The following is a 21143-nucleotide window of genomic DNA, read 5'->3' as shown; positions in this document are numbered from 1 at the left end:
TTGCAGTATCCGTGTAATGTTTAAAATCACGCTAATTCTTTATTTGACAATTAGTTCTCGAAGTGACCTACTATCCTGTCAAATGGAACCTAGTTCTGCGTGGGGGAAGATGCGCATCAATGGTAGGTTTGACTCAAAATGGTTGCTTGGGACACTAAGCAGCGACACGATTCCTGCATTTGATTTTCTTTACGCCGGCACTGGCAAAGGTGCGCTGAACTATGTCGTGGCCAACGCCGGTAACAATAATGAAGTTATTTAGGCGCCCATCAGAGGATAATGTTACTGAAGACGTTCCGAGTCCTCGGCGTTACTGCAGTCGACGCGGCGGAGTAGTGGCACTTTATTCCCATCGGTTCGTCTATGCGGCGTTGAAAGTAAGCAGATGAACTTCGATGTCCAGGCTATATTCGGGACCATTCCCGTCGACTGCCGCTGAGTTCTCCGCGCATTGTGCTGTTGCTGGTATTTTTATTCCTCCGCTACCTGTGGCCAATCGGAAATTGAGTGAACATGTTGTCGCCGGCGGATTACCGGGCCGCCACCTGATTGCAGAGTTCTATGATGCGTCGGCTCTTGAGGACATAGCGCGGATCGAGTCTGGATTTCGGGACGCCATCAGCCAGTCGGGGGCAGCGCTGCTCCATTTGCACTTGCATATATTTGGCGGAGGAGGGGGTTACCGGGGCTGCAATCCTTGCTGAGAGCCACATGACGGTTCATACATGGCCAGAGAAGAGCTTTTGCGCGATCGACATCTTCATGTGCGGCGCTTGTGATCCCCGAAGTTGTTTGCCCGCCATGGTCGGAGTGTTCAGCCCGCGCCGTATCGACATAGTTCAGATGACGCGGGGCCTCCCCGTATGTGACGCCGGCGCAGGGTGCTCATCGTGACGTATTCGCCGCATGAGGCTACTCCATCGTCACCGGAGGACGGTGAGCGATCTTATTCTCTTCCGCCCCTGCCACCAGGTTATTTCTACGCCGATGCCCCTGCCTACCAATTGCCGCTCCGCGAAGGCATGTATGTTGTCGAAATCGCTGATCCGGTTGATCGATATCACTATAGGGTCAAGTCGATTCTCTGCTCGCAAAAAACGGCTTTCCAGAGCGTCGTTATAGCAGACACGTACAACCACGGCGTTGCATTGTATCTGGATGGTGTGATTCAGAGTGCGGCTCACGATGAGGACCTCTACCACGAAATGCTCGTCCAGCCGGCGATGCTGCTACACGAAAAGCCGGCGGATGTCTTAATCATTGGCGGAGGGGAAGGTGCTACTTTGCGCGAAGTCCTTGCGCACCGCACGGTTCGAAAGGCGGTCATGGTCGATATCGACCAAGAAGCTGTAGAACTGTGCCGACTGCACCTGACTGAATGGCATTGTGGCGCGTTCGACGACCCGCGCGCGGAAATCCACTTTCGGGATGGACGTGAATTTATTGAAAACGATGATCGGCAATATGATGTCGTCATCGTGGATGTAGTCGATATGCTGGACAACGGCCCTGCTCAGCGACTCTACACACGGCAGTTTTATGAACTAACCAAAAAGCGGCTTCGCCCCGGCGGAATTTTGGCTATCCAAGGGCTTGAGTTCTCAATTAATCATTGGAAGGACCACACCGCCTTGAGGCGCACTCTGCAGACAGTTTTTGCGAACGTCGGTAGCTATCATCTGAATGTCCCGTCATTCCTCTGCTCGTGGGGCTTTCTGATGGCGTCGGATCGGATCGATGCCTTTGATCTTGTCTCTCCGTTGGACATCGAGGGTCGGATTTCTGTCAAGCTCGATCCTGATTGGCTGGATCATTTGACCGGCGAGCTTTTGCACGCGAGCTTCTGTAATTGTCGAGAATTGAAGCTTTATCTCTCGCTTCCTGGCCCGATTGTGGACGATGATGAGCAGTATGTGAGACTTCCGGACATACAGGAGGTTGATCCCACATGGGAGAGACTTCGATTGGTACGAGACGATTGGTGACCGTAGCTTCGCTCAAACCACGTGCGTGGCTGCTGACGTTTCGTTCCGAGTCATCGAAGAACGAGGGCGAAGAGATCAGGCTGGATTTGCCGGAGTCTGTCCTGGCCTTATTTGAAGAACTCCCGGATCCCGATTGCTTGCTTGACGGCGGAACCCTTCCGCCGGTCACTACGCCGCCCTCGCATGATTGCGAGATTATCTTTCTGCCTGCAGGTTCTGCAACGCCGTTCCCACTGCAGAAGGCCGCAGAGGGTTGGATCGCTGAAGACCCATCCGGCACCGGCGCTCGGCATCCAGTGATTGAGATCTCATTTCAAGGAGCCCGCGTTTTACGCGCAGTAGGCAAGATCATCATCGTGGGGGATCAGGATTGGCCGGTCAGGAAGGGAATCGCCCAATTTGAATGGATATGTAAACAACTATGTCGTCTGGAGGAGTGCATAGTAAACCAATGGAAAACGTCGGGAGAAGATGCAACCTTCTTCTACTTGAGCCGCGCTGGACGTTCTTTCCAGCAACGAGCAGGTGTTACCGCCGCCCAAACAAGTGCGGCAAAGTATTGGCTAGTCCGTGCGGAGACGTTGCTCGATCGCTCTGATCTGATCACGCCGCCAATTGCTCGACGCGTATTTCTTGAGCTGTGCTTGAGGACCGAGATAGCCGCGCGTATGAAGGCGGCAGAAAGAGCAGTCGACGCAATTCACTTGCTTTACGAACAAGCTTTTATGCGGCTAAGCGAAAAGCGGGAGGCCGGAAGAAGTCTCTTGATCGAAATATGCATCCTGCTCGCAATTCTGGCCGAGGTCGCATTGTATGTCTGGGAACTCTGGTTTTAATCTTTATCCCAGTATTCCATGGGTGTCATGATGGTAAACGTTGCGGGAGTTCGCGCTTCGCAAACAGCAACCTGGAATCAAAATCCAGATCCTCGTCAAGCCTTGTTCACGAGATCTAACACTTGCCGCTGTCCCAGGACGAGCGAGTATAGCCGAGGGATTGCGCCGCTCGCTTCTCGGCGGACGTAAGCTCCGACCAATCCTTGTCGGATGTCGGGGACTCACGGTTTCCATCCCACAGCCTTTGCGAGTAGCCGAGGACCTCCCAAGCAGACTTCTCGACCGGGCTGAGTTCTGCCCAATCATAGTCCTTGTACTCGCAGACGTTTGCCGCATGGCCTGGTGTTGGCACCAAAGTGAAAATGATAGCGACGGAAATAGCGATGGAAAGAAATACTGACTTTGCTCGACCGGTGTGAAACATCAGACTTTCCTATCTCAAGAATGAAAGGGTCACGCCTTGTAGACTCTACCTGGCAACATTTGATCGTCAATAGCGAAGTTAATTTGAAGTGGCCTTCAGCGAAGGCGTTTATCCTTGGGTTCCGCCTAAAAGTAAGGACGAATACACGATGGACGGTTCAACAAAGTGGTAACTCGCATCCCGATCATGGCTGTGTCGCGGCTATCCCAATTGCGCTTAACGCTCAGCGCAACCAGCCTGTGCATTGGCGTGATTAGAATTTGTGTATTACCGAAAAAAGCGGCAAATTTGACTTGTGAACTTTTGGCTCAGGAGAATTGGAGGGGAGAAAATGGCAGCAGTCAGCGATCCGTCACCTTCGTTGTACAACGAAGACCTGGCGCCCGCCGAGGAAAGAAAGTGGGGTGCCTTCAGCATCTTCAATGTCTGGACATCGGACGTCCATAGTCTGTGGGGCTATTACCTCGCCGCCAGTCTTTTCCTGCTCTGCGGCAGCTTCATCAATTTTGTGATCGCCATCGGCCTGGGCTCATTGGTGATCTTTTTTCTCATGAGTCTGGTTGGCAATGCCGGCGTCAAAACGGGTGTGCCGTTTCCGGTGCTGGCGCGTGCGTCCTTCGGCACATTCGGTGCCAATGTGCCGGCACTGGTGCGTGCCGTCGTCGCCTGCTTCTGGTACGGCGCGCAGACGGCCGCCGCTTCGGGCGCTATTGTCGCGCTGCTGATCCGTAACGACAGCCTGCTTGCTTTTCATCAAAACAGCCACATGCTCGGTCATTCGACGCTGGAGGTGATCTGCTATGTGATCATATGGGCGCTACAATTGTTGATCATTCAGCGCGGCATGGAAACGGTGCGGAAATTCCAGGATTGGGCTGGGCCGGCCGTCTGGATCATGATGCTGATTTTGGCGATCTATCTGGTCATCAAGGCCGGGACGTTCTCGTTCGGCAGCGAAATTCCGCGTGACGTGCTACTGGAAAAGACAAAGGACGCCGGCGTGCCGGGCGAACCAGGCTCTTTTGCTGCGCTCGCTGCGGTGGCGGCGACGTGGATCACCTATTTCGCTGCACTCTATCTGAATTTCTGCGATTTCTCACGGTATGCGAAGGATGTGAAAACACTTCGGAAAGGCAATCTTTGGGGCCTGCCGATCAACCTGCTCGCCTTCTGCCTCGTCGCCGGCGTCACCACCACTGCGGCCTTCACAGTCTATGGCGAGGTGCTGCTGCATCCCGATGCCATTTCAGCGAAGTTCGACAGCTGGTTCCTGGCATTGCTCGCAGCACTCACCTTTGCGGTGGCGACACTCGGCATCAATGTCGTGGCGAATTTCGTTTCGCCGGCGTTTGATTTTTCGAACGTCTTTCCGCGACAGATCAGCTTCAAGCGCGGCGGCTATATCGCCGCATTGATTGCGCTGGTGCTCTATCCATTCGCGCCATGGGAGACGGGTGCCGCCCACTTCGTCAACTTTATCGGCTCGACGATGGGGCCGATCTTTGGGGTAATGATGGTCGATTACTATCTGATCCGCAAAGGCGCTTTGGACGTGCACGCGCTTTATCAGGAAGACGGAGAGTTCCGCTTCCAGGGCGGTTGGCATGCAAATGCCTTCATTGCCTTTGCGATGGGGGTTCTGTTCTCGTCAATCCTGCCGACCTTTACCACCGTCCTGCCAGCATGGTGGGGTACTTACGGATGGTTCTTCGGTGTGGCCATCGGTGGAGCCGTCTATTTCATGTTGCGGATGGGTGCGCGTCGCACACCGGCTTTTGCTACCTGACTAGCTTAAAAGCTCTGCCCGGCCGAAGCGCCGGGCACCTCCCTTTGCCGGCTGCTATTTGCTCTGTTGCCCGACGCATTAGCAAGTTGATCGTTCGCGCTGGCTGCGAGCGAGACGGGGCAATCGCGAAGGCTGGAGCTATCCTTCCCCTCATGCTAGGGAAGCACCCCCGAAGGACACATTCTGTGTTTAGGGCGGATCTGGGCGGCCATCAACCAAACCTGCTAGGAAAAATGGGTATCTCGTGAGCGAACTCCTTACTGCAGAAGCACTTTCAGCTCTCCTTCAGGTCATCATGATGGATCTGGTCCTGGCCGGCGACAACGCGATCGTCATCGGTCTTGCGGCTGCCGGCCTCCCGCGCGAACAGCGAAACAAGGCTATTTTCATCGGGATCATCGCCGCAACGGTGCTGCGCATTGCCTTTGCGGCCGCTGCAAGCCAGATCCTGCAAATTATAGGCCTCTTGCTTGCTGGCGGTGTACTTCTGCTTTGGGTCTGCTGGAAAATGTGGAGAGAGCTAAGCGTTAGCCGCGCCGAGGAAGCGGAGGCGAGCGATGCACTGGAAGATCAGAATTTCGACGTTAACGAAACAATGGCACCGCGCAAAACCTTTGCCCAGGCCGCGTGGCAGATCGTTGTCGCGGACGTGTCGATGTCCCTGGACAATGTACTGGCCGTGGCAGGAGCTGCGCGCGATCATCTGGCCGTGTTGGTGTTCGGCCTGATCCTCTCGATCGCGCTTATGGGCATAGCTGCAAGCTTTATCGCCCGATTGCTTCAGCGGCATCGCTGGATTGCCTATGTAGGCCTTGCGATCATTCTCTACGTTGCGCTGGAGATGATTTACCGTGGGTCCATTGAGCTCATCGCCTATGCGAGCACTATGCCGGGTTGATCCACATTTCCTGGCTATGGCTTTCTGGCCGCACTTGGCAATGCCGAGGTTTGCATTCTAGGGAGGACGTGACGTTGAGATCGATGATGAAGTCGTGCCGGAACAGATTCGAATGATGGAGCAGCCATGAACGGTCCAGATCCCAACAACAAGCATCCAATGGATGGATTTCCGCAGGTTTGTTTCATCAGGAATACAGTCACCAATCCCGATATCATCGTTGGCGACTACACATATTACGATGATCCCGAAGACTCGGAGAATTTTGAACGCAATGTCCTGTACCATTTCCCCTTCATCGGCGACAAACTGGTGATCGGTAAATTCTGTGCACTTGCACGGGGTGTTCGCTTCATCATGAACGGAGCAAACCACAAGCTCTCCGGTATCTCGACGTACCCCTTCCAGATATTTGGCAATGGTTGGGAGGAAGTCATGCCTGTGGCCGGCGAATTGCCGTACAAGGGTGACACAGTTGTCGGGAACGATGTGTGGATAGGCTATGAGGCATTGATCATGCCGGGCGTTAAAATCGGCAATGGTGCTATCGTGTCTTCGCGTTCGGTGGTCACAGCCGATGTGCCGCCGTACACCATTGTTGGAGGCAATCCCGCCAAACCAGTCAAAGCACGCTTCGAGCCGGATGTTATAAAGCGGTTGGAAGCCTTGGCTTGGTGGGACTGGCCAATTGAAACAATCACGCGCAATCTGAGGCACATTGTTTCAGCCGATGTAGACGCCCTCAGCAATTGTACGACTGACGACTGATCCTGATCGGTTTACCCCCCTCAATTGCCTGCTTCCTGCCGCACGGCCACCACAGCGACACAGTCACCCGGCTTGACCAAGCCGGGAAAATGCCGGGCGGCGAGAAGCCCGGCAAGTTTTGCCCGAATTTCAGCAGGCGCAGTGCCGGTCCGGCCGATAGAATGAATCCGGGCGATCACTTGTCCTTCTGTGACTGGATCGCCAAGATCGACCATTGTTTCGATCATCCCGTCATCTTCCGCAAAAGCAAAACAATCCCCTGAAGGCATATCGAGCCAGTGCGTTTCCCGGTGCTCGATTTCACCACTCACGATGCCTGCATGTCGCAGAACGTTTATCGCGCCGCGCTTGGCGATGGCTACCGTTTGCGCACGGGCCGTGCCGCCGCCGCCAAGTTCGGTAGTGACGAAAACCTTGCCCATTTCCTCTGCGGTCGTGTCATACATGCCGACCGCATCAATCTCGAGCATTCGCATCGACCACGGGGCGGAGAAGGCCTTGACTGCGTCGAAGCCTTTGGCCTCCTGCACCTTGTCGGGCAGAATATGCGCAGCAGCAAATGGCACGAAATCGAGGGTTTTGCCGCCCGAATGGAAATCCAGCACCACGTCGGCACGCGGCAGTAGCTCGCGGGTAAAATAATCGGCGATCTTCTGGGTTACCGTCCCGTCGGGCCTGCCGGGATAACTCCGGTTCATATTACCCTTGTCGATGGGTGAGGTACGGGTGCCGGCGCGAAACGCCGGGTAGTTCATTGCCGGAACGATAATTATCGCACCGCTGACGCTGCCGACGTCGAGTGTGCGGGCCAGATCGAACAGCGCAATCGGTCCTTCATACTCGTCACCATGATTGCCGCCAGTCAGGAGAGCGGTTGGCCCTTCGCCATTGCGAAAAACCGCAATTGGGGTCATGACCGATCCCCAGGCCGACTCATCGCGGCTATAGGGCAGTCGCAAAAAGCCGTGCTGCACACCATGCCTGTCGAGATCGATAGTTGGTGTCACAGGCGAGGGCCCGAATATCTCAGATCGCATGGCAGCCTCAGTTCTTGACGAAAAGCTTACGCGGGACATCGGCAAGGCATTCAACGCCGGTTTCTGTGATCAGGATACTTTCGGTGATCTCAAGGCCCATCGTCTCGAGCCACAAGCCCGTCATGAAATGGAAGGTCATGCCTGGCTTAAGCTCGGTCTTGTCACCCGGACGCAGGCTCATCGTCCGTTCGCCCCAATCCGGCGGATAGGAAATGCCGATCGGATAGCCCGTGCGGTTATCCTTGACGATGCCGTACTTTTTCAGAACCGCGAAGAACGCATTGGCGATATCCTCGCAGGCATTGCCCGGCTTCGCCGCAGCGAGGCCCGCATCCATCCCCTCCAGTGTCGCCTTTTCTGCATCGAGAAACTCTTGGGTCGGTTTGCCGAGAAACACAGTGCGTGAAAGCGGCACATGATAGCGGTTATAGCACCCGGCAATCTCGAAGAATGTACCTTCCCCGACTTTCATCGGCTTGTCGTCCCAGGTAAGATGAGGCGCCGAGGCATCTGCGCCTGATGGCAACAGAGGAACAATAGCCGGATAATCGCCACCGAATCCGCCGGTCCCGCGGATACCCGCATCGTAGATCTCTGCCACAAGATCGCATTTCCGCATGCCGGGTTCGACCTTGTCCACGATACGCTGGTGCATGACTTCAACGATGCGGGCTGCTCTACGCATGTAGTCGAGTTCTGTCGGGCTTTTCACCGCGCGTTGCCAGTTGACAAGTGCTGTCCCGTCAACAAAGCGGGCATTGGGCAAATGCTTCTGCAAGGATGCGAATGCGGCGGCAGAAAACCAGTAATTATCCATCTCCACAGCGATCGTCAGCTTGTCCCAGCCCCGTTCTGCAATAATCTTCGACAGAAAATCCATGGGATGGCGCTCAGTCGACTGAACATAGTGATCCGGATAGCCGATGATATTGTCATGCGCCAAATACGCTGTGCGCTTCGCGCCGTTTGCGTCCTGTCCACGGCCGTACCAGATCGGCTCGCCCTCCGGCGGTACAATGACGGCCTGGTGCACATAGAATGACCAGCCATCATAACCCGTTAGCCACGCCATGTTGGAAGGATCGCTGCAGATGAGAAGGTCGATGCCGCGCTTGTGCATGGCGGTGCGGGTTTTCTTCAATCTTTCAGCGAATTCCTGTCGCGTGAATTTCAGATTTGGCTCGGTCATGGTTGTTTCCTCATGCTTGGGCCGAAGCCCGTATCAACTTTCGAAATTCGTCCCGGCATTCGCCCGAATGGCGCGATCCCGGGCAAACGTGGCGATGGCGGTGTCCTGCACCCCTGTACCCGTCAGGTCGGCGATGGTGATTGCGTCGGGCGATGGCCGGCCTTGTGCCGATCCAGCGATCACCGAGCCAAGTTCGGAAAATCCCGTGTTAGCCTCTACCAATCCGGCTTCGATGGCATGGTGAAGCTCACCGAGGCGGCGTGTCTGTTTGAGGCTATCGGCGACATAGAGATCAGCCTTCGCGATCATGGCAGGATCGAGCTCGTTCTTGTGCTCGGCGTCCGATCCCATGGCGGTAATATGCTGACCCGACTGCAGCCAGTTTTGCCGCAGTATTGGTTCGCTCGAGGGTGTCGTCGTCACGACGATATCCGCATCGCGGATTGCCTCTTTAGCATCGCTTACGCCGCTTACAGCAATTTCGAGCTTATCGGTCAATTCGCGTGCGGCTTGCTGCGCCTTGGCGGTGTCACGGGCCCAAATGCGGGCGTGCGTTATGGGGCGGACGAGGGTCAGGGCTTCAAGCTGCAGGCGGGCCTGTACGCCGGCTCCGAAGATCGCAGCAACGCGTGATTCCGGCCGGGACAAATGTCGAGCTGCCACGGCACCTGCAGCCGCCGTACGTATGTCGGTCAAATAGCCGTTATCGAGCAGCAACGCTTCGACCAGACCCGTCCGGCTGCTCAGCAGAACCATCATGCCGTTGACGCTCGGAAGGCCGAGCTTGGGATTGTCGAAGAATCCCGGACTGATCTTGATGGCAAAACCATCGATGCCGGGCACATAGGCGGTCTTGACATCGACTTCACCGCGATATTCCGGAATGTCGAGCCTAAGGATGGGTGGCATGGCCACCGCTCTGGTCGCGAGCGCTTCGAAGGCGGCCTCCACGCAAGCGACGGCATCGAGATCAAGTGACACGATCTTGCGCAAATCCGCTTCGGTCAGGATTGTCATGCGGGACATGGCGCAGTCCTTTCGCTCTGGTTGGTTGCGCAGACAATGTGCCGGTGCTGGTCCATATCCACATTGCGGCCGGAAAGAATGACGACGACCGGCCCTTTTGCCTGCACCTTTCCCGCGAGCAGGGCGCCGATACCGACAGCAGCGGCGCCCTCGATGACCTCGCGCTCCTGTGCATAGGCATGTGACATGCCCGCAGCTATTTCGTCTTCGGAGAGCAGGATTACGTCGTCGACCAGCTCCCGCACCATTGCGAAGGTGAGTCGATTATCGAGCCCGATGCCGCCGCCAAGCGAGATCCGCCAGACTTTCGCTTTCTGGAACGACCACCGGCTTTCCGGCATCGAGACTGGCGCGCATCGCAGCGCCCCGGTTCATCGAAACGCCGATGATCGTCGTCGAAGCCCGCAAGCCCTTGATCGCGGCCGAAACCCCCGACGCGAGGCCCCCGCCCGAAACGGGAACAAGGACGGTATCGGCGTCAGGAACGTCTTCGACAATCTCCAGGCCAAGCGTGCCTTGACCGGCGATGATGGCTGCATTGTCGAATGGCGGCACCATAGTGAGCCCGCTGTCACGAACCAGATGATTGACTTCTTCCTGTGCGTCATCCTGCGATCTTCCGATAATGCGGATCTCGGCACCGAGACGGCGGATTTCCTCGACCTTGTTGTATGGAACCAGGCTGGACATGCAGATGACCGCGTGAATACCTTCAAGACCCGCGGCATAAGCAAGCGCCCGTCCGTGATTGCCGGTCGAGGCCGCCACGACACCGCGCTGCTTTTTCTGCTGCCGTCAAATTGCCAAGGGCATTTGTTGCGCCACGCAGTTTAAAGCTGCCAGTGGATTGGCGGTGTTCCAGCTTCAGGAACACCGGCACCCCCAGTCTTTCCGACAGGGCAACTGATTGAACGGCCGGTGTGCGCACCACCTTGCCTTCAAGCCGCCTGCGGGCTTTCTCGATATCGGCAAGAGTTACAAAATTGTAAGTCATCACTTACCAACTCGCCATGGGCTGTGCCATCAGGCTCCCCAGTTCCGGACGAGGGGCGTCGTCATCACAGATACGAAGCGTAACCCACGCGGTCGCCAGATTGCTGCTGACGACCGGCCTTCCGATTGCTTGCTCGATCTGCGGCACGAGGCTGGCGGCGCGCACCGCCGTACAGGAAATGAACAGGGCATCTGCATCTTTTGCGGTTGCCTCGCGGGCTGCGGAAACCAGCGACGGCAAGTTGATCCGCGCCATCTCGCGGTCATCTTCGAGGCCAAGGCAGGTAAAGGTGGCGATTTCGAAGCCTTTGGCAGTGAAATAATGCGCCATTGGGGTGCTGGTTTCGATCGTGTAGGGTGTGAGAATGCTGATGCGCCGCGCACCGAGGGCCTGCAATCCCCTGACTGCGGCCAGCGGGGGCGTTACCACCGGAACAGCCGGTTTGGCACGGTTGATCGCAGTTTCGATTTCGTCGTCGCCAATGACAACCGAGGCGGAGGTGCAGGAATAACAGATAACGTCCAGATCCTCATCCGGAAGGATCAGTCTGGCGCCCTCCGTGAGCGAAGGCTGCATGCGCCGGAGGTTGTCCGGGGTCGTCGGATTGGCATAAGGAATGCGCGCCGTATAGACACCGATACGGTCGCTGGCGACCATGCGCTGGAAATCCGGTTCGGTCGTGTGATCCGTCGCGAGAATGACGAGCCCGACGCGTTTTGCGAGCGGGCGATCGTCGAAATGAAGCGGCATCGCGGTTTGCCGGATTGTCGGAAAGGCATCCATGATCATGCTCCTCAATCAATCCTGCCATAGCGGCGTTCAAGCCAGCGCAGTCCCACCACCGAGATCAGGCTGATGATCAGGAAAAATGCGCCGACCAGGGTGATTGGTTCAATATAACGATAGTTGTAGTTTGCGATGCTGCGCGCCTGGTTCATGAGTTCAAGCACGGTGATTGCCGATAACAGCGGCGTCTCCTTGAACATGGCGATGAAGTAGTTGGCGAGGGCAGGGATCATCGGCGGCAAAGCCTGCGGCAGGATGATCTGCGTCCATGTTTGTATCGAACTGAGATTGCAGGCTTTGGCTGCTTCCCATTGGCCGCGAGCAACATTGTCAATACCGGCGCGATAGACCTCCGCCGTATAGGTCCCGTAGTGCAAGCCAAGACCAATCACGCCCGCAACGAGTGGCGAAAGGGTAATGCCGAGATCCGGCAGTACGTAGAAGATGAAATAGAGCTGGACCAGCAGTGGCGTGCCGCGAATGAACTCGGCGACAAAGCCCATGGGGATCGATACGAGCCGGTTCTTCGACCGCCGGACAATGGCGATGACGAGGCCTATTGCGGCGGCAACGATCGAGCCGAGGAGGGTTGCAAGAATAGTGATCTTCACACCCTCGAATAGGGTCGGAAGAATTTGAATGACGAAGGCCCAATCCCATTCCATTGCCGCCTCCTATGACCTGATACCGTCGAGGCCGCGCGTCAGATGACGTTCAAGGCCTCGAATGGCGAAGGTGATGACGCAGGCGATGGCAAAATAGAGCACCAGAATGGTGAGGAATGGAACAAGCGTGTTTCCGGTTTGCGCACGTACCACCTGGGCTTGAAATGTCATGTCGGTCAGCGAAATAAGGGACACCACGGCCGAAGCTTTCAAAAGTTCTATCGCATTGTTGCCAAAGGTCGGCAGCATCAGCACGAATGCCTGGGGCAGGATGATGTAACGAAGGCCTTGCCAGCGGTTGAAGTTGAGCGCGGTGCAGGCCTCGTATTGCTCCTTGCCGATCGACTTGATGGCGCCGCGCACTACCTCGGCTCCATAGGCGCCCACATTGAGGCCAAGCGCGAGGACGCCCGCCTGCAACGGGGTTAGTGAAAAGCCGAACAGCGGCAGGACGAAATAGGCCCAGAATAATTGCACGAAGATCGAGGTGCCGCGGAAGAACTCTATATAAGCAGTTGCGAGCCACCGCACCGGCGCGAAACGAGACAGCCGGCCAAGACCCGCGAGGAAGGCCATGACAAGCGCAAGTGCCGAACCCATCAGCGTCAGCTGAATGGTTACAATCGCACCGTCAAGAATGAGTTGCAGATAGCCGGCCCATTGGCCCATCGCTTACAAACCTTTGCTGGAACTACTGGAGACCGCTCCGCATAGGGCGGAGCGGTCGCGGGCCAGGCGGTTACTTGGCCGCGCAGAGCTTTTCGCGTGTGGTGGACATTGCCGCCTGAGCCGAAAATCCATAGGGCTCCACGATCTTGGCGAATTCGCCAGATGTTTTCATCTCGGCCAGAACCTTGTCGAACTCATCGCGAAGCGCAGTATCGCCTTTGCGGAAGGCCGCGCCGTCGCAATAGACGGGTGCGCCCTGAACCGGGGCGATCACTTCGAGGTTCGGGTCGTTGGCCTTCTTGACGAGATCGTTGATCGACAGGACGGGCAAAGAATATGTGTCGATTCGGCCATCTTGCAGCATCTTCAGGCCGCTCTGGCCATCCGGCACGACGATGACACGGTCACGCGGCACGCCGGCTTCCAACGCGAGACGTTCTTCAGTGCCGCCCCCGGCGCTCCGATCGTGGCCTTTTCGTCCTTGGCGATATCGGCATAGCTCTTGAAACCTTTCGGATTGCCTTTTTTCACCAGGAATGCCTCTGCGTCGCAAAGGATGGGTTCCGAATAGGAAACGGCGTTGCAGCGCTCGGGTTTCATGAAGAGACCGGCGGTTACGACATCATGCCGGCCGGCCTGAAGTCCCGGAATCATCGCGCCGTATTCCGAAATCGACGCGACAACATCATTTACGCCGAGCTTCTTGAAGACAGCACGCGCTACATCCGGCGCAGCGCCAGAAACGGTTCCGTCGGCCTTCACTGCCGTAAACGGCGGTTCGTTGGCGATGGCGATGCGGGCAAAGCCCTGTGCCTTCAATTTATCCAATGCTTCATCTGCCTTGGCCGGCATGGATGATGCCAGTGCGGCAAGTGCGGCGGCCCCCAAAAATGCGCTTATTTTTTTTTGTTCGATCATGTTCCCAGCTCCTTTGGTTTTCTTGTGTGCCCAACTCGTCGCGGCCGCGTCTTCAAACACGGTGACCGGCGGCGATGATCTTTTTCAGGAAAGCCTGTGTCCGTTCCTGCTTCGGATGTCTGAATATTTCGTCTGGCTTGCCATCCTCGACGATACGGCCGCGATCGAAGAACAGGACGCGATCAGCAAAATCATGGGCAAAGCCCATCTCATGGGTCACGAGCAGCATCGTCATGTCCGTCTCGCGGCAAAGCTTCCAAAGGACATTCAGCACTTCCTCCACGAGCTCAGGATCCAGTGCTGACGTCACTTCGTCAAAAAGCATGATCTTGGGCTTCAGAGCGAGGGCTCGCGCAATGGCGACGCGCTGCTTTTGGCCCCCCGACAACTGCGATGGCATCGACTTCGCCTTGTCGGCAAGTCCAACCATTTCGAGCAATTCCATCGCATGCCGTTCGGCATCCTTGCGTGCAACGCCCTTGGTCAGCATGGGTGCGAGGGTAACGTTGTCGAGAACGCACTTATGCGGAAACAGGTTGAACAACTGAAACACCATGCCGATCTTCTCGCGCATCCTGTGAAGGTGCGCTTCGTCCGCCGGCTGCAACTTGCCGTTGCGTTGCATCTTGTAAAGATCATCGCCGTCGACCTTGATATCGCCGCCGTCGATGCCTTCCAATGTCATCAGGATACGCAGAATTGTGGTCTTGCCCGAACCGGACGGACCAATCAGAGCCAGCTTCTCGCCCGGCGCAACACTGAACGACAGATCGTTCAGAACCTTGAACGCGCCAAAGCTCTTGCTGATGCCGTTGATCTCAATGATTGGCGGACCGTTCAGTGCGGGCATGCGTGTCTCCTCCTGGTTGAGACAACCTCATGCACATAACGATGGGAGACTTATCAAATCATGTCAATTGTAAAAATTAAATCATGACAATTTAGGCGATCGTGATGAAATTTGAGGCGAAGCGGTTAAATCGCAAGCAACAGATGTTCCTGGTCGCCGTGTAGCAGGTTGGCCACGACGCCAAGTCCGGTGCGTAATTCAGTCTCGGTTGTGGAGCCGAGAGAAATACGAACGGCGGGATGCCATTGTTCCTGCGAAATCCGGAAAGACGTGCCGGGCGCTATGGCCACACCTTGCAGCCGCGCATGGGCGACAAAGGCTTCTTCAGTCCGTTCTCCGATCAATGGCAACCAGACATGGAGACTCTGAGGATGCGAGAGAAATGGAATGCCGGCCAGAACTTCCGATGCAGTGGTGTGTCTGGTTCGCAGCGCTTCCCGCTGCCAATTGACGAGTTCCATTGCGGTCCCGTCGGACACCCAGCGGGTTGCAATCTCAGCAATAATCGGCGTTGCCATCCAGTTGGAAACAAGGTGCCGATTGGCGACAGCAGCCACATAGCGATCCGGCGCAACGAGGTATCCAATACGCAGTCCAGGTAGCACGATCTTGGTAAAACTGGTGAAATAAAGGGTGCGTTCCGGCGCCAGTGCTGCAATCGGAGGGGGGCGATCCTCCACGAGTGGACCGAGCACGTCGCTCTCGATGATCGCAATGTCGTGCCGTCGGGCGACTTCGACGAGAGCCGCGCGCCGCTCCAAACCCATGAGCGTTGCGGTCGGGTTGATCACCGATGGTTGCACGAAAACCGCACGAATACCGTGCTCTTGGCAGCATTCATCCAGAGCTTCCGGAATGATGCCCTGTTCGTCGATCGCAAGCCCTTGGAGCGTCAGACCGAGGTAGGAGGCAAGCGGCGTGAGCGTATGGTGCCCAATGCCCTCGGTTGCAACCGTGGATCCGGGCGGTGCAGCGCTCATCAGCGCAACCGTCATTGCAGCAGTCGCGCCGTTCGTCAGGCTGATGTTGGATGCCGGGACATCAAGCCCACAGGTGCGTAGCCACTCAACAGCGACGGCGCGATGACGTGGAAATACGACATTGGGCCGGAAGGACAGCGCCGAGCTTGCAGGCAGATTTTCCGCCAGCCAGCCAAGGGCTTTCTTCATGCGCTCAAGATGCATTGGTTCGCAGACTGGTTTCAGGATTGAAAGGTCGATGACTTCGCCGAGCCGCTCGGGCAGGTAGGGCGGGTCCGGCTCGCGTCGCAATGAACGCACGAAAGTACCGCGTCCGGTTTCACCGGAAATCAGATTGCGCCGGATGAGTTCCTCATAGGCCCGGCTGACGGTTTGTACGGACAGGCGTAGTTCGTCGGCCATCTGTCGATGGGTCTGGAGACGTGTACCGCTTTCAAGTTTGCCATCGGCGATTGCACGTGCAATCTGTTCGGCCAAAGCCAGATAGGCTGGACGGCGAAGTGTACTTGGATCTGGACGCCATAATGTCATGATTTATAAGTGATCCAAGTCAGTGCAATTGACAATCGAAAAATCACAACGTCATGGTTATTGGGCACAAAAGTAGGCAGGAAATGACATCGCTAAAGCTCGATCCGATTGATATTCGCATCCTTGACGAAATCCAGCGTGAGGGCCGGATCACCAAGCTTGCCTTGGCCGAACGTGTTGGAATATCGCCAACTCCGTGCTGGACGCGTCTGCGACGGCTGGAGAAGGCGGGGGTCATTACCGGCTACCACGCCCGGCTTGCTTTGCGGCTTGTGACGCCCGTAACCACTGTGCTGATGGAAGTAACACTCGGAGCCCATCGCCAGACGGATTTTGACCGATTTGAACGGGCAATCAAGACGATACCCGAGGTTGTGACATGCTGGTCGGTCGGGGGTGGCGTCGACTATGTCCTGAAGGTCATGGCGCGTGACATCGATTCCTATCAGCGCCTGGTCGACAGCCTCCTGCAGCGCGAAATCGGCATCGACCGCTATTTCACCTATATCGTCACCAAAACCGTCAAGGATGAGGTGGTGCTCCCTGTCGCGGATCTGATAACCGCGGCTGAGCCAAATTAGTCGATTTCTCTGCATACCTGCCCCCATGAAGACGATCTCTCTTCGATAGCAGCGGGAAACAGTCTCTCTCTCCTCTCCTTCATGCGAGCCTTGTAACCGAGTATTTTTCGGGAGAGCCGCATGTCCGCCCATTTCGCACGACCAGACCGCCATCCGGCCCTCGACGGCCTGCAAGACCGCCGCATGCTGCGCGAACTCGCCTATGTCGATGGGCAATGGCGGGCCGGCGATGCGGGTCAAACGTTCGAGGTCAATGACCCGGCGTCCGGCGAAGCGATTGGCTGGGTGTCCAAGCTCAATTCCGGCCAGACGAACCTTGCGATCGACGCTGCGGCCAGAGCCTTCCCATTGTGGCGGGATCTACTGCCGCAGGAGCGCGCGGCCAAACTGCGCTGCTGGTACGAGCTGATCCTGCAAGCCAAAGAAGATTTGGCTCTCATCATGACGTTGGAGCAGGGCAAACCGCTCGAAGAATCGCGCGGCGAGATCGACTATGCGGCGTCCTTCGTCGAATGGTATGCGGAAGAAGCCAAGCGCCTTAACGCTGAAGGCGTGACCGGTCATCTTGTGGGCGCCGAGATGATGGTCCGGCGCGAACCCGTGGGCGTTGTCGGTGTCGTTACCCCGTGGAACTTTCCATCGGCGATGCTGACGCGAAAGGCTGCGGCGGCTTTGGCGGCCGGTTGCACGATCGTCGCTCATCCATCGTCGGAGACGCCGCTGTCTGCATTGGCATTGGCCGAACTTGCCGACCGCGCGGAAATTCCGGCGGGTGTTTTCAACATTGTCACTGGCGACGCCGCAACCATTGTGGGGCGGCTTTGCGCAGATGCGCGCGTTCGCGCGCTGAGCTTCACCGGGTCGACGGAAATTGGCCGTTTGATCGCTGCGCAATGCGCGCCAACGATGAAAAACCTGATCATGGAGCTTGGCGGCCACGCACCACTGATAATCTTCGCCGACGCCGATATCGGCCGCGCCGTCGATATCGCCATCAATGCCAAGTTCGCAACGTCAGGGCAGGATTGCCTCGCCGCCAATCGAGATCTATGTCGAAGGCCCGATCCACAATGACTTTGCTGCAGCATTTGCCAGGAGAGTAGCAGACCTCAAAGTCGCGGCTGGATTGAGCCTCGATGCTGTCATTGGTCCCTTGATGCATGAGCGTGCAATAAGAAAAGTGGAGGAACAGGTCGCCGACGCCTTGGCCCGAGGCGCTCGATGCATTGTCGGCGGCAAGCGTCACGGGGCAGGGGGAGCTGTTTTATCAGCCAACCGTTCTGACCGATGTCCCGGATGATGCGCTGATCATGCGCGAGGAAACGTTTGGACCGGTAGCGGCCATCAGCGCGTTTCATTCCGAGGACGAGGTTGTCGCACGGGCCAATGCCACCGAATATGGACTTGTCGCTTATGCCGTGACAAGAGATGGCGCGCGCATGCTGCGGCTTGGCCGCCGCCTCGAATACGGCATGGTGGCGATAAATCGCGTCAAGATCACCGGCGCGCCGGTTCCCTTTGGCGGCATCAAGCAATCCGGCCTGGGCCGTGAGGGCTCGCGCCATGGAATCGAGGCGTTCACCGAACTCAAATATCTTTGCATCGACACGCAGTATTTGACTGAGAACAAGGAATTCAATCATGCTTGACCGCTCGAACGAACTGAACGCCTGGGATCGCGACCACTTCTTCCACCCTTCGACGCATATGGGCACCCATGCGCGAGGCGAAACACCGACACGCATCATCAGGGGCGGCGAGGGCGTTCACATCACCGACAGCACAGGGCGGACGAGCATCGATGCGTTCGCCGGGCTCTATTGCGTCAATGTCGGCTATGGGCGGACAGAAATTGCTGAAGCAATTGCCAAGCAGGCCAGGGAGCTCGCTTACTACCACGCCTATGTCGGCCATGGCACGGATGCCTCGATCACTTTGGCCAAAATGATCATCGATCGCGCGCCAAAGGGGATGAGCCGCGTTTATTTCGGTCTGTCCGGTTCGGATGCGAATGAAACCAATATCAAGCTGGTTTGGTACTACAATAATGTACTTGGGCGTCCCGAGAAGAAGAAGATCATCTCGCGCTGGCGCGGCTATCACGGCTCGGGAGTCATGACCGGCAGTCTGACTGGCCTCGAACTGTTTCACAACGCTTTCGATTTGCCGCTCGCACCAATCTTGCACACCGAAGCGCCCTATTATTTCCGCCGCGAAGATCGCGCGATGAGCGAGGAGCAGTTCTCACAACAGTGCGCGGACAAGCTGGAAGAGATGATTTTGGTGGAGGGTCCTGAGACGATCGCCGCCTTCATCGGTGAGCCGATCCTTGGAACGGGAGGTATCGTTCCGCCCCCAGCGCATTATTGGAAGCACATCCAGGCGGTCCTCAATAAATACGACATTCTTTTGATCGCTGACGAGGTCGTGACCGGGTTTGGCCGCCTTGGCACCATGTTCGGTTCCGATCACTACGGGATTCAACCGGATCTGATCACCATCGCCAAGGGATTGACCTCCGCCTATGCGCCGCTTTCCGGTGTGATCGTTTCGGATAAGGTCTGGCAGGTGCTGGTGAAAGGCTCCGACATGCTCGGTGCGCTCGGACATGGCTGGACCTATTCGGCCCATCCAATCTGCGCCGCAGCCGGTGTTGCCAATCTCGAATTGATCGACAAGCTCGATCTCGTCACCAACGCCGGTGAAACCGGCGCGTATTTCCGGGAGCAGCTGAGGCAAGCGCTCGCCAGTCATCCGATCGTCGGCGATGTCCGCGGTGATGGCATGCTGGCAGCGGTCGAATTTGTGGCCGACAAGGACGATCGCAAATTCTTCGATCCGGCATTGAAAGTCGGTCCGCGCATCGCTGCTGCATTGGCGGAACGCGGTGTCATTGGCCGGGCCATGCCGCAGGGCGATATACTCGGTTTCGCGCCGCCACTCTGCCTGACGCCTGTCGAGGCGGATATTGTCGTCAAAGCCGCAGCCGATGCTGTTGAATCCGTAGCCAGGACACTCTGAGGATAATAACGACGATGCATGAGAAGTTTCCAAAGACCATGGCCGCGGTTCAACTCGTTGGCCACGGCGGTCTCGACAAGCTCGTCTACAGCCAAGACGTCCTCGTCCCGGCACCGGCAGCCGGTGAAGTGTCGATAGCGATCACGGCCTGCGGCATGAATAATACCGATGTCTGGGTGCGCGAAGGCGCCTATGGCACCGAGGAAGATGCAGGTGCAGTTTCCACCTGGCGCCGGCAGGAACCGACACTCACCTTTCCGCGGATCCAGGGTACGGACATCGTCGGCAACATCGCTGCGGTTGGTGACGGCGTGCCGCAAGAGCGCATCGGCCAACGCGTGATGGTAGACTTCTCGATCTATAATCGCGACGACGACAGTTTGGCCGATATCGACTACATCGGGCATGGCCGCGATGGCGGCTATGCAGAGTACGTCACGGTCCCTGCGGAAAACGCCCACTTTGTCGACACCGCGATGAGCGATGTCGAGCTTGCCACGTTCTGTTGTGCGTACCTTACGGGCGAACAGATGCTGGAGCGCGCTGGTCTTAAGACCGGTGAGCGAATACTTGTAACTGGCGCGTCTGGCGGCGTCGGATCCGGTATTGTTCAGCTGGCCAGGGCGCGCGGGGCTATTCCATACGCGATCGTTGGCCCCGGCAAGGAACAGGCGCTCAAGGATATTGGCGCCGAGGCGGTAATCACCCGCGGAACGCAAGATCTTGTCGCGGCCGTCAATAGTGCCACAGGCGGCAGGCCGATCGATGTCGTTGCCGATCTTGTAGGTGGTGCGATATTCAATGATCTGTTGCGTATCCTGCGCGCCGAGGGCCGTTATACCACGGCTGGTGCGATTGGCGGACCGGTTGTGCAACTCGACCTGCGCACGATGTACCTCAAGCAGCTCGCCCTGCATGGCTCTTCACAGGGGACGCGAGGCGATTTCCGCCGCATAGTCCGCTATATTGAGGAAGGCAAGATCAAGCCGCTTGTCGGTGGTGTCTACCGGCTGTCCGAGTTCCATAAAGCGCAGACCGATTTCATGGCAAAAAACTTTGTCGGCAAGCTGGTTGTGGTGCCCGATTCTCAATACTGAGCCTTGATCGGCGCGGCAAGACAAAAGGCGACGATCACCGCCCCGGCGGTTGAGCCCGGCCTGTCGGGTCAAGGCGAGAGAGCGGCGCCATGGCGACAATGA

Annotated in this window: 18 protein-coding genes and 3 pseudogenes; 10 read left to right on the top strand and 11 right to left on the bottom strand. The window is 57.0% G+C overall.

Translation table 11 applies throughout. The features are described from left to right. Positions 1–711 precede the first annotated feature (711 nt). The 3 genes from N8E89_RS29620 to N8E89_RS27820 are packed head-to-tail and all read left to right on the top strand — an operon-like array spanning position 712 to position 2821. Positions 712–894 (top strand): S-adenosylmethionine decarboxylase, encoded by a 183-nt coding sequence (locus N8E89_RS29620; RefSeq protein ID WP_410010472.1) that lies wholly within the window; start codon positions 712–714, stop codon positions 892–894. Beyond that, entirely contained in the window at positions 891–1985 is a 1095-nt protein-coding gene (locus tag N8E89_RS27825) for a fused MFS/spermidine synthase (RefSeq protein WP_262263396.1), read from the top strand. Before N8E89_RS29620 ends, N8E89_RS27825 begins: the two co-directional genes overlap by 4 nt. Then, positions 1982–2821: a hypothetical protein gene (locus tag N8E89_RS27820; RefSeq protein ID WP_262263395.1), complete on the top strand. Its 840-nt coding sequence runs from the start codon at positions 1982–1984 to the stop codon at positions 2819–2821. The genes N8E89_RS27825 and N8E89_RS27820 overlap by 4 nt, the downstream gene beginning before the upstream one ends. A gap of 115 nt (positions 2822–2936) precedes the next feature. Here the strand turns inward: N8E89_RS27820 and N8E89_RS27815 are convergent, their stop codons facing one another. Then, complete coding sequence (locus N8E89_RS27815) at positions 2937–3245, bottom strand: hypothetical protein (protein ID WP_262263394.1); 309 nt, start codon at positions 3243–3245, stop codon at positions 2937–2939. A gap of 331 nt (positions 3246–3576) precedes the next feature. Here N8E89_RS27815 and N8E89_RS27810 point away from each other — a divergent pair, with 331 nt between their 5' ends. The 3 genes from N8E89_RS27810 (at position 3577) to N8E89_RS27800 (ending at position 6697) form a co-directional block, all read left to right on the top strand. Beyond that, on the top strand, positions 3577–5031 hold the full coding sequence (locus N8E89_RS27810; RefSeq protein WP_262263393.1) for an NCS1 family nucleobase:cation symporter-1: 1455 nt from the start codon (positions 3577–3579) through the stop codon (positions 5029–5031). A 244-nt stretch (positions 5032–5275) separates the two neighbouring features. Continuing rightward, positions 5276–5929 carry a TerC family protein gene (locus N8E89_RS27805; protein ID WP_262263392.1) on the top strand — a complete coding sequence of 218 codons (654 nt, stop codon included), beginning with the start codon at positions 5276–5278 and terminating at the stop codon, positions 5927–5929. Between the two features lie 126 nt (positions 5930–6055). Continuing rightward, positions 6056–6697: a Vat family streptogramin A O-acetyltransferase gene (locus tag N8E89_RS27800; protein ID WP_262263391.1), complete on the top strand. Its 642-nt coding sequence runs from the start codon at positions 6056–6058 to the stop codon at positions 6695–6697. Between the two features lie 20 nt (positions 6698–6717). Here the strand turns inward: N8E89_RS27800 and doeB are convergent, their stop codons facing one another. The 10 genes and pseudogenes from doeB to N8E89_RS27750 all read right to left on the bottom strand — a co-directional run bounded on the left by doeB (position 6718) and on the right by N8E89_RS27750 (position 16342). Then, positions 6718–7734 (bottom strand): N(2)-acetyl-L-2,4-diaminobutanoate deacetylase DoeB, encoded by a 1017-nt coding sequence (doeB, locus tag N8E89_RS27795; protein WP_262263390.1) that lies wholly within the window; start codon positions 7732–7734, stop codon positions 6718–6720. Between the two features lie 7 nt (positions 7735–7741). Continuing rightward, complete coding sequence (gene doeA / locus N8E89_RS27790) at positions 7742–8923, bottom strand: ectoine hydrolase DoeA (protein ID WP_262263389.1); 1182 nt, start codon at positions 8921–8923, stop codon at positions 7742–7744. Positions 8924–8956: 33 nt separating this feature from the next. Next, positions 8957–9949: an ectoine utilization protein EutC gene (gene eutC / locus N8E89_RS27785; RefSeq protein WP_262263388.1), complete on the bottom strand. Its 993-nt coding sequence runs from the start codon at positions 9947–9949 to the stop codon at positions 8957–8959. Continuing rightward, positions 9937–10943: pseudogene (gene eutB, locus N8E89_RS27780) on the bottom strand (hydroxyectoine utilization dehydratase EutB). Before eutB ends, eutC begins: the two are co-directional and overlap by 13 nt. A 3-nt stretch (positions 10944–10946) precedes the next feature. Then, positions 10947–11726, bottom strand: a complete 780-nt coding sequence (gene eutA / locus N8E89_RS27775; RefSeq protein ID WP_262263387.1) for an ectoine utilization protein EutA — start codon at positions 11724–11726, stop codon at positions 10947–10949. An 11-nt stretch (positions 11727–11737) separates the two neighbouring features. Then, complete coding sequence (ehuD, locus tag N8E89_RS27770) at positions 11738–12394, bottom strand: ectoine/hydroxyectoine ABC transporter permease subunit EhuD (protein ID WP_262263386.1); 657 nt, start codon at positions 12392–12394, stop codon at positions 11738–11740. Positions 12395–12403: 9 nt separating this feature from the next. Beyond that, the gene (gene ehuC / locus N8E89_RS27765; protein ID WP_106665541.1) at positions 12404–13063 is read right to left on the bottom strand and encodes an ectoine/hydroxyectoine ABC transporter permease subunit EhuC; all 660 of its coding nucleotides are present in this window, start codon (positions 13061–13063) and stop codon (positions 12404–12406) included. Positions 13064–13133: 70 nt separating this feature from the next. Continuing rightward, positions 13134–13981 (bottom strand): annotated as a pseudogene (gene ehuB, locus N8E89_RS27760) (ectoine/hydroxyectoine ABC transporter substrate-binding protein EhuB). Positions 13982–14033: 52 nt separating this feature from the next. Continuing rightward, positions 14034–14831, bottom strand: coding sequence for an ectoine/hydroxyectoine ABC transporter ATP-binding protein EhuA (ehuA, locus tag N8E89_RS27755; RefSeq protein ID WP_315975749.1), 798 nt, complete (start codon positions 14829–14831; stop codon positions 14034–14036). Positions 14832–14956: 125 nt separating this feature from the next. Then, on the bottom strand, positions 14957–16342 hold the full coding sequence (locus N8E89_RS27750) for a MocR-like ectoine utilization transcription factor EhuR (protein ID WP_262263385.1): 1386 nt from the start codon (positions 16340–16342) through the stop codon (positions 14957–14959). Between the two features lie 83 nt (positions 16343–16425). Here N8E89_RS27750 and N8E89_RS27745 point away from each other — a divergent pair, with 83 nt between their 5' ends. From N8E89_RS27745 to N8E89_RS27730, 4 genes and pseudogenes are all read left to right on the top strand, one after another. Then, complete coding sequence (locus tag N8E89_RS27745) at positions 16426–16923, top strand: Lrp/AsnC family transcriptional regulator (RefSeq protein WP_262263384.1); 498 nt, start codon at positions 16426–16428, stop codon at positions 16921–16923. A gap of 120 nt (positions 16924–17043) precedes the next feature. Next, positions 17044–18572 (top strand): annotated as a pseudogene (locus tag N8E89_RS27740) (NAD-dependent succinate-semialdehyde dehydrogenase). Continuing rightward, the gene (locus tag N8E89_RS27735) at positions 18565–19944 is read left to right on the top strand and encodes an aspartate aminotransferase family protein (RefSeq protein ID WP_262263383.1); all 1380 of its coding nucleotides are present in this window, start codon (positions 18565–18567) and stop codon (positions 19942–19944) included. Before N8E89_RS27740 ends, N8E89_RS27735 begins: the two are co-directional and overlap by 8 nt. Before the next feature lie 14 nt (positions 19945–19958). Next, on the top strand, positions 19959–21041 hold the full coding sequence (locus N8E89_RS27730) for an alcohol dehydrogenase family protein (RefSeq protein ID WP_262263382.1): 1083 nt from the start codon (positions 19959–19961) through the stop codon (positions 21039–21041). Positions 21042–21143 lie beyond the last annotated feature (102 nt).

This window comes from Phyllobacterium sp. A18/5-2, from assembly GCF_025452215.1.
Classification (GTDB): domain Bacteria; phylum Pseudomonadota; class Alphaproteobacteria; order Rhizobiales; family Rhizobiaceae; genus Phyllobacterium; species Phyllobacterium sophorae.
The sequence above is the reverse complement of the archived record's forward strand: the minus strand, read 5'-3'. Positions and strand labels throughout refer to the sequence as shown.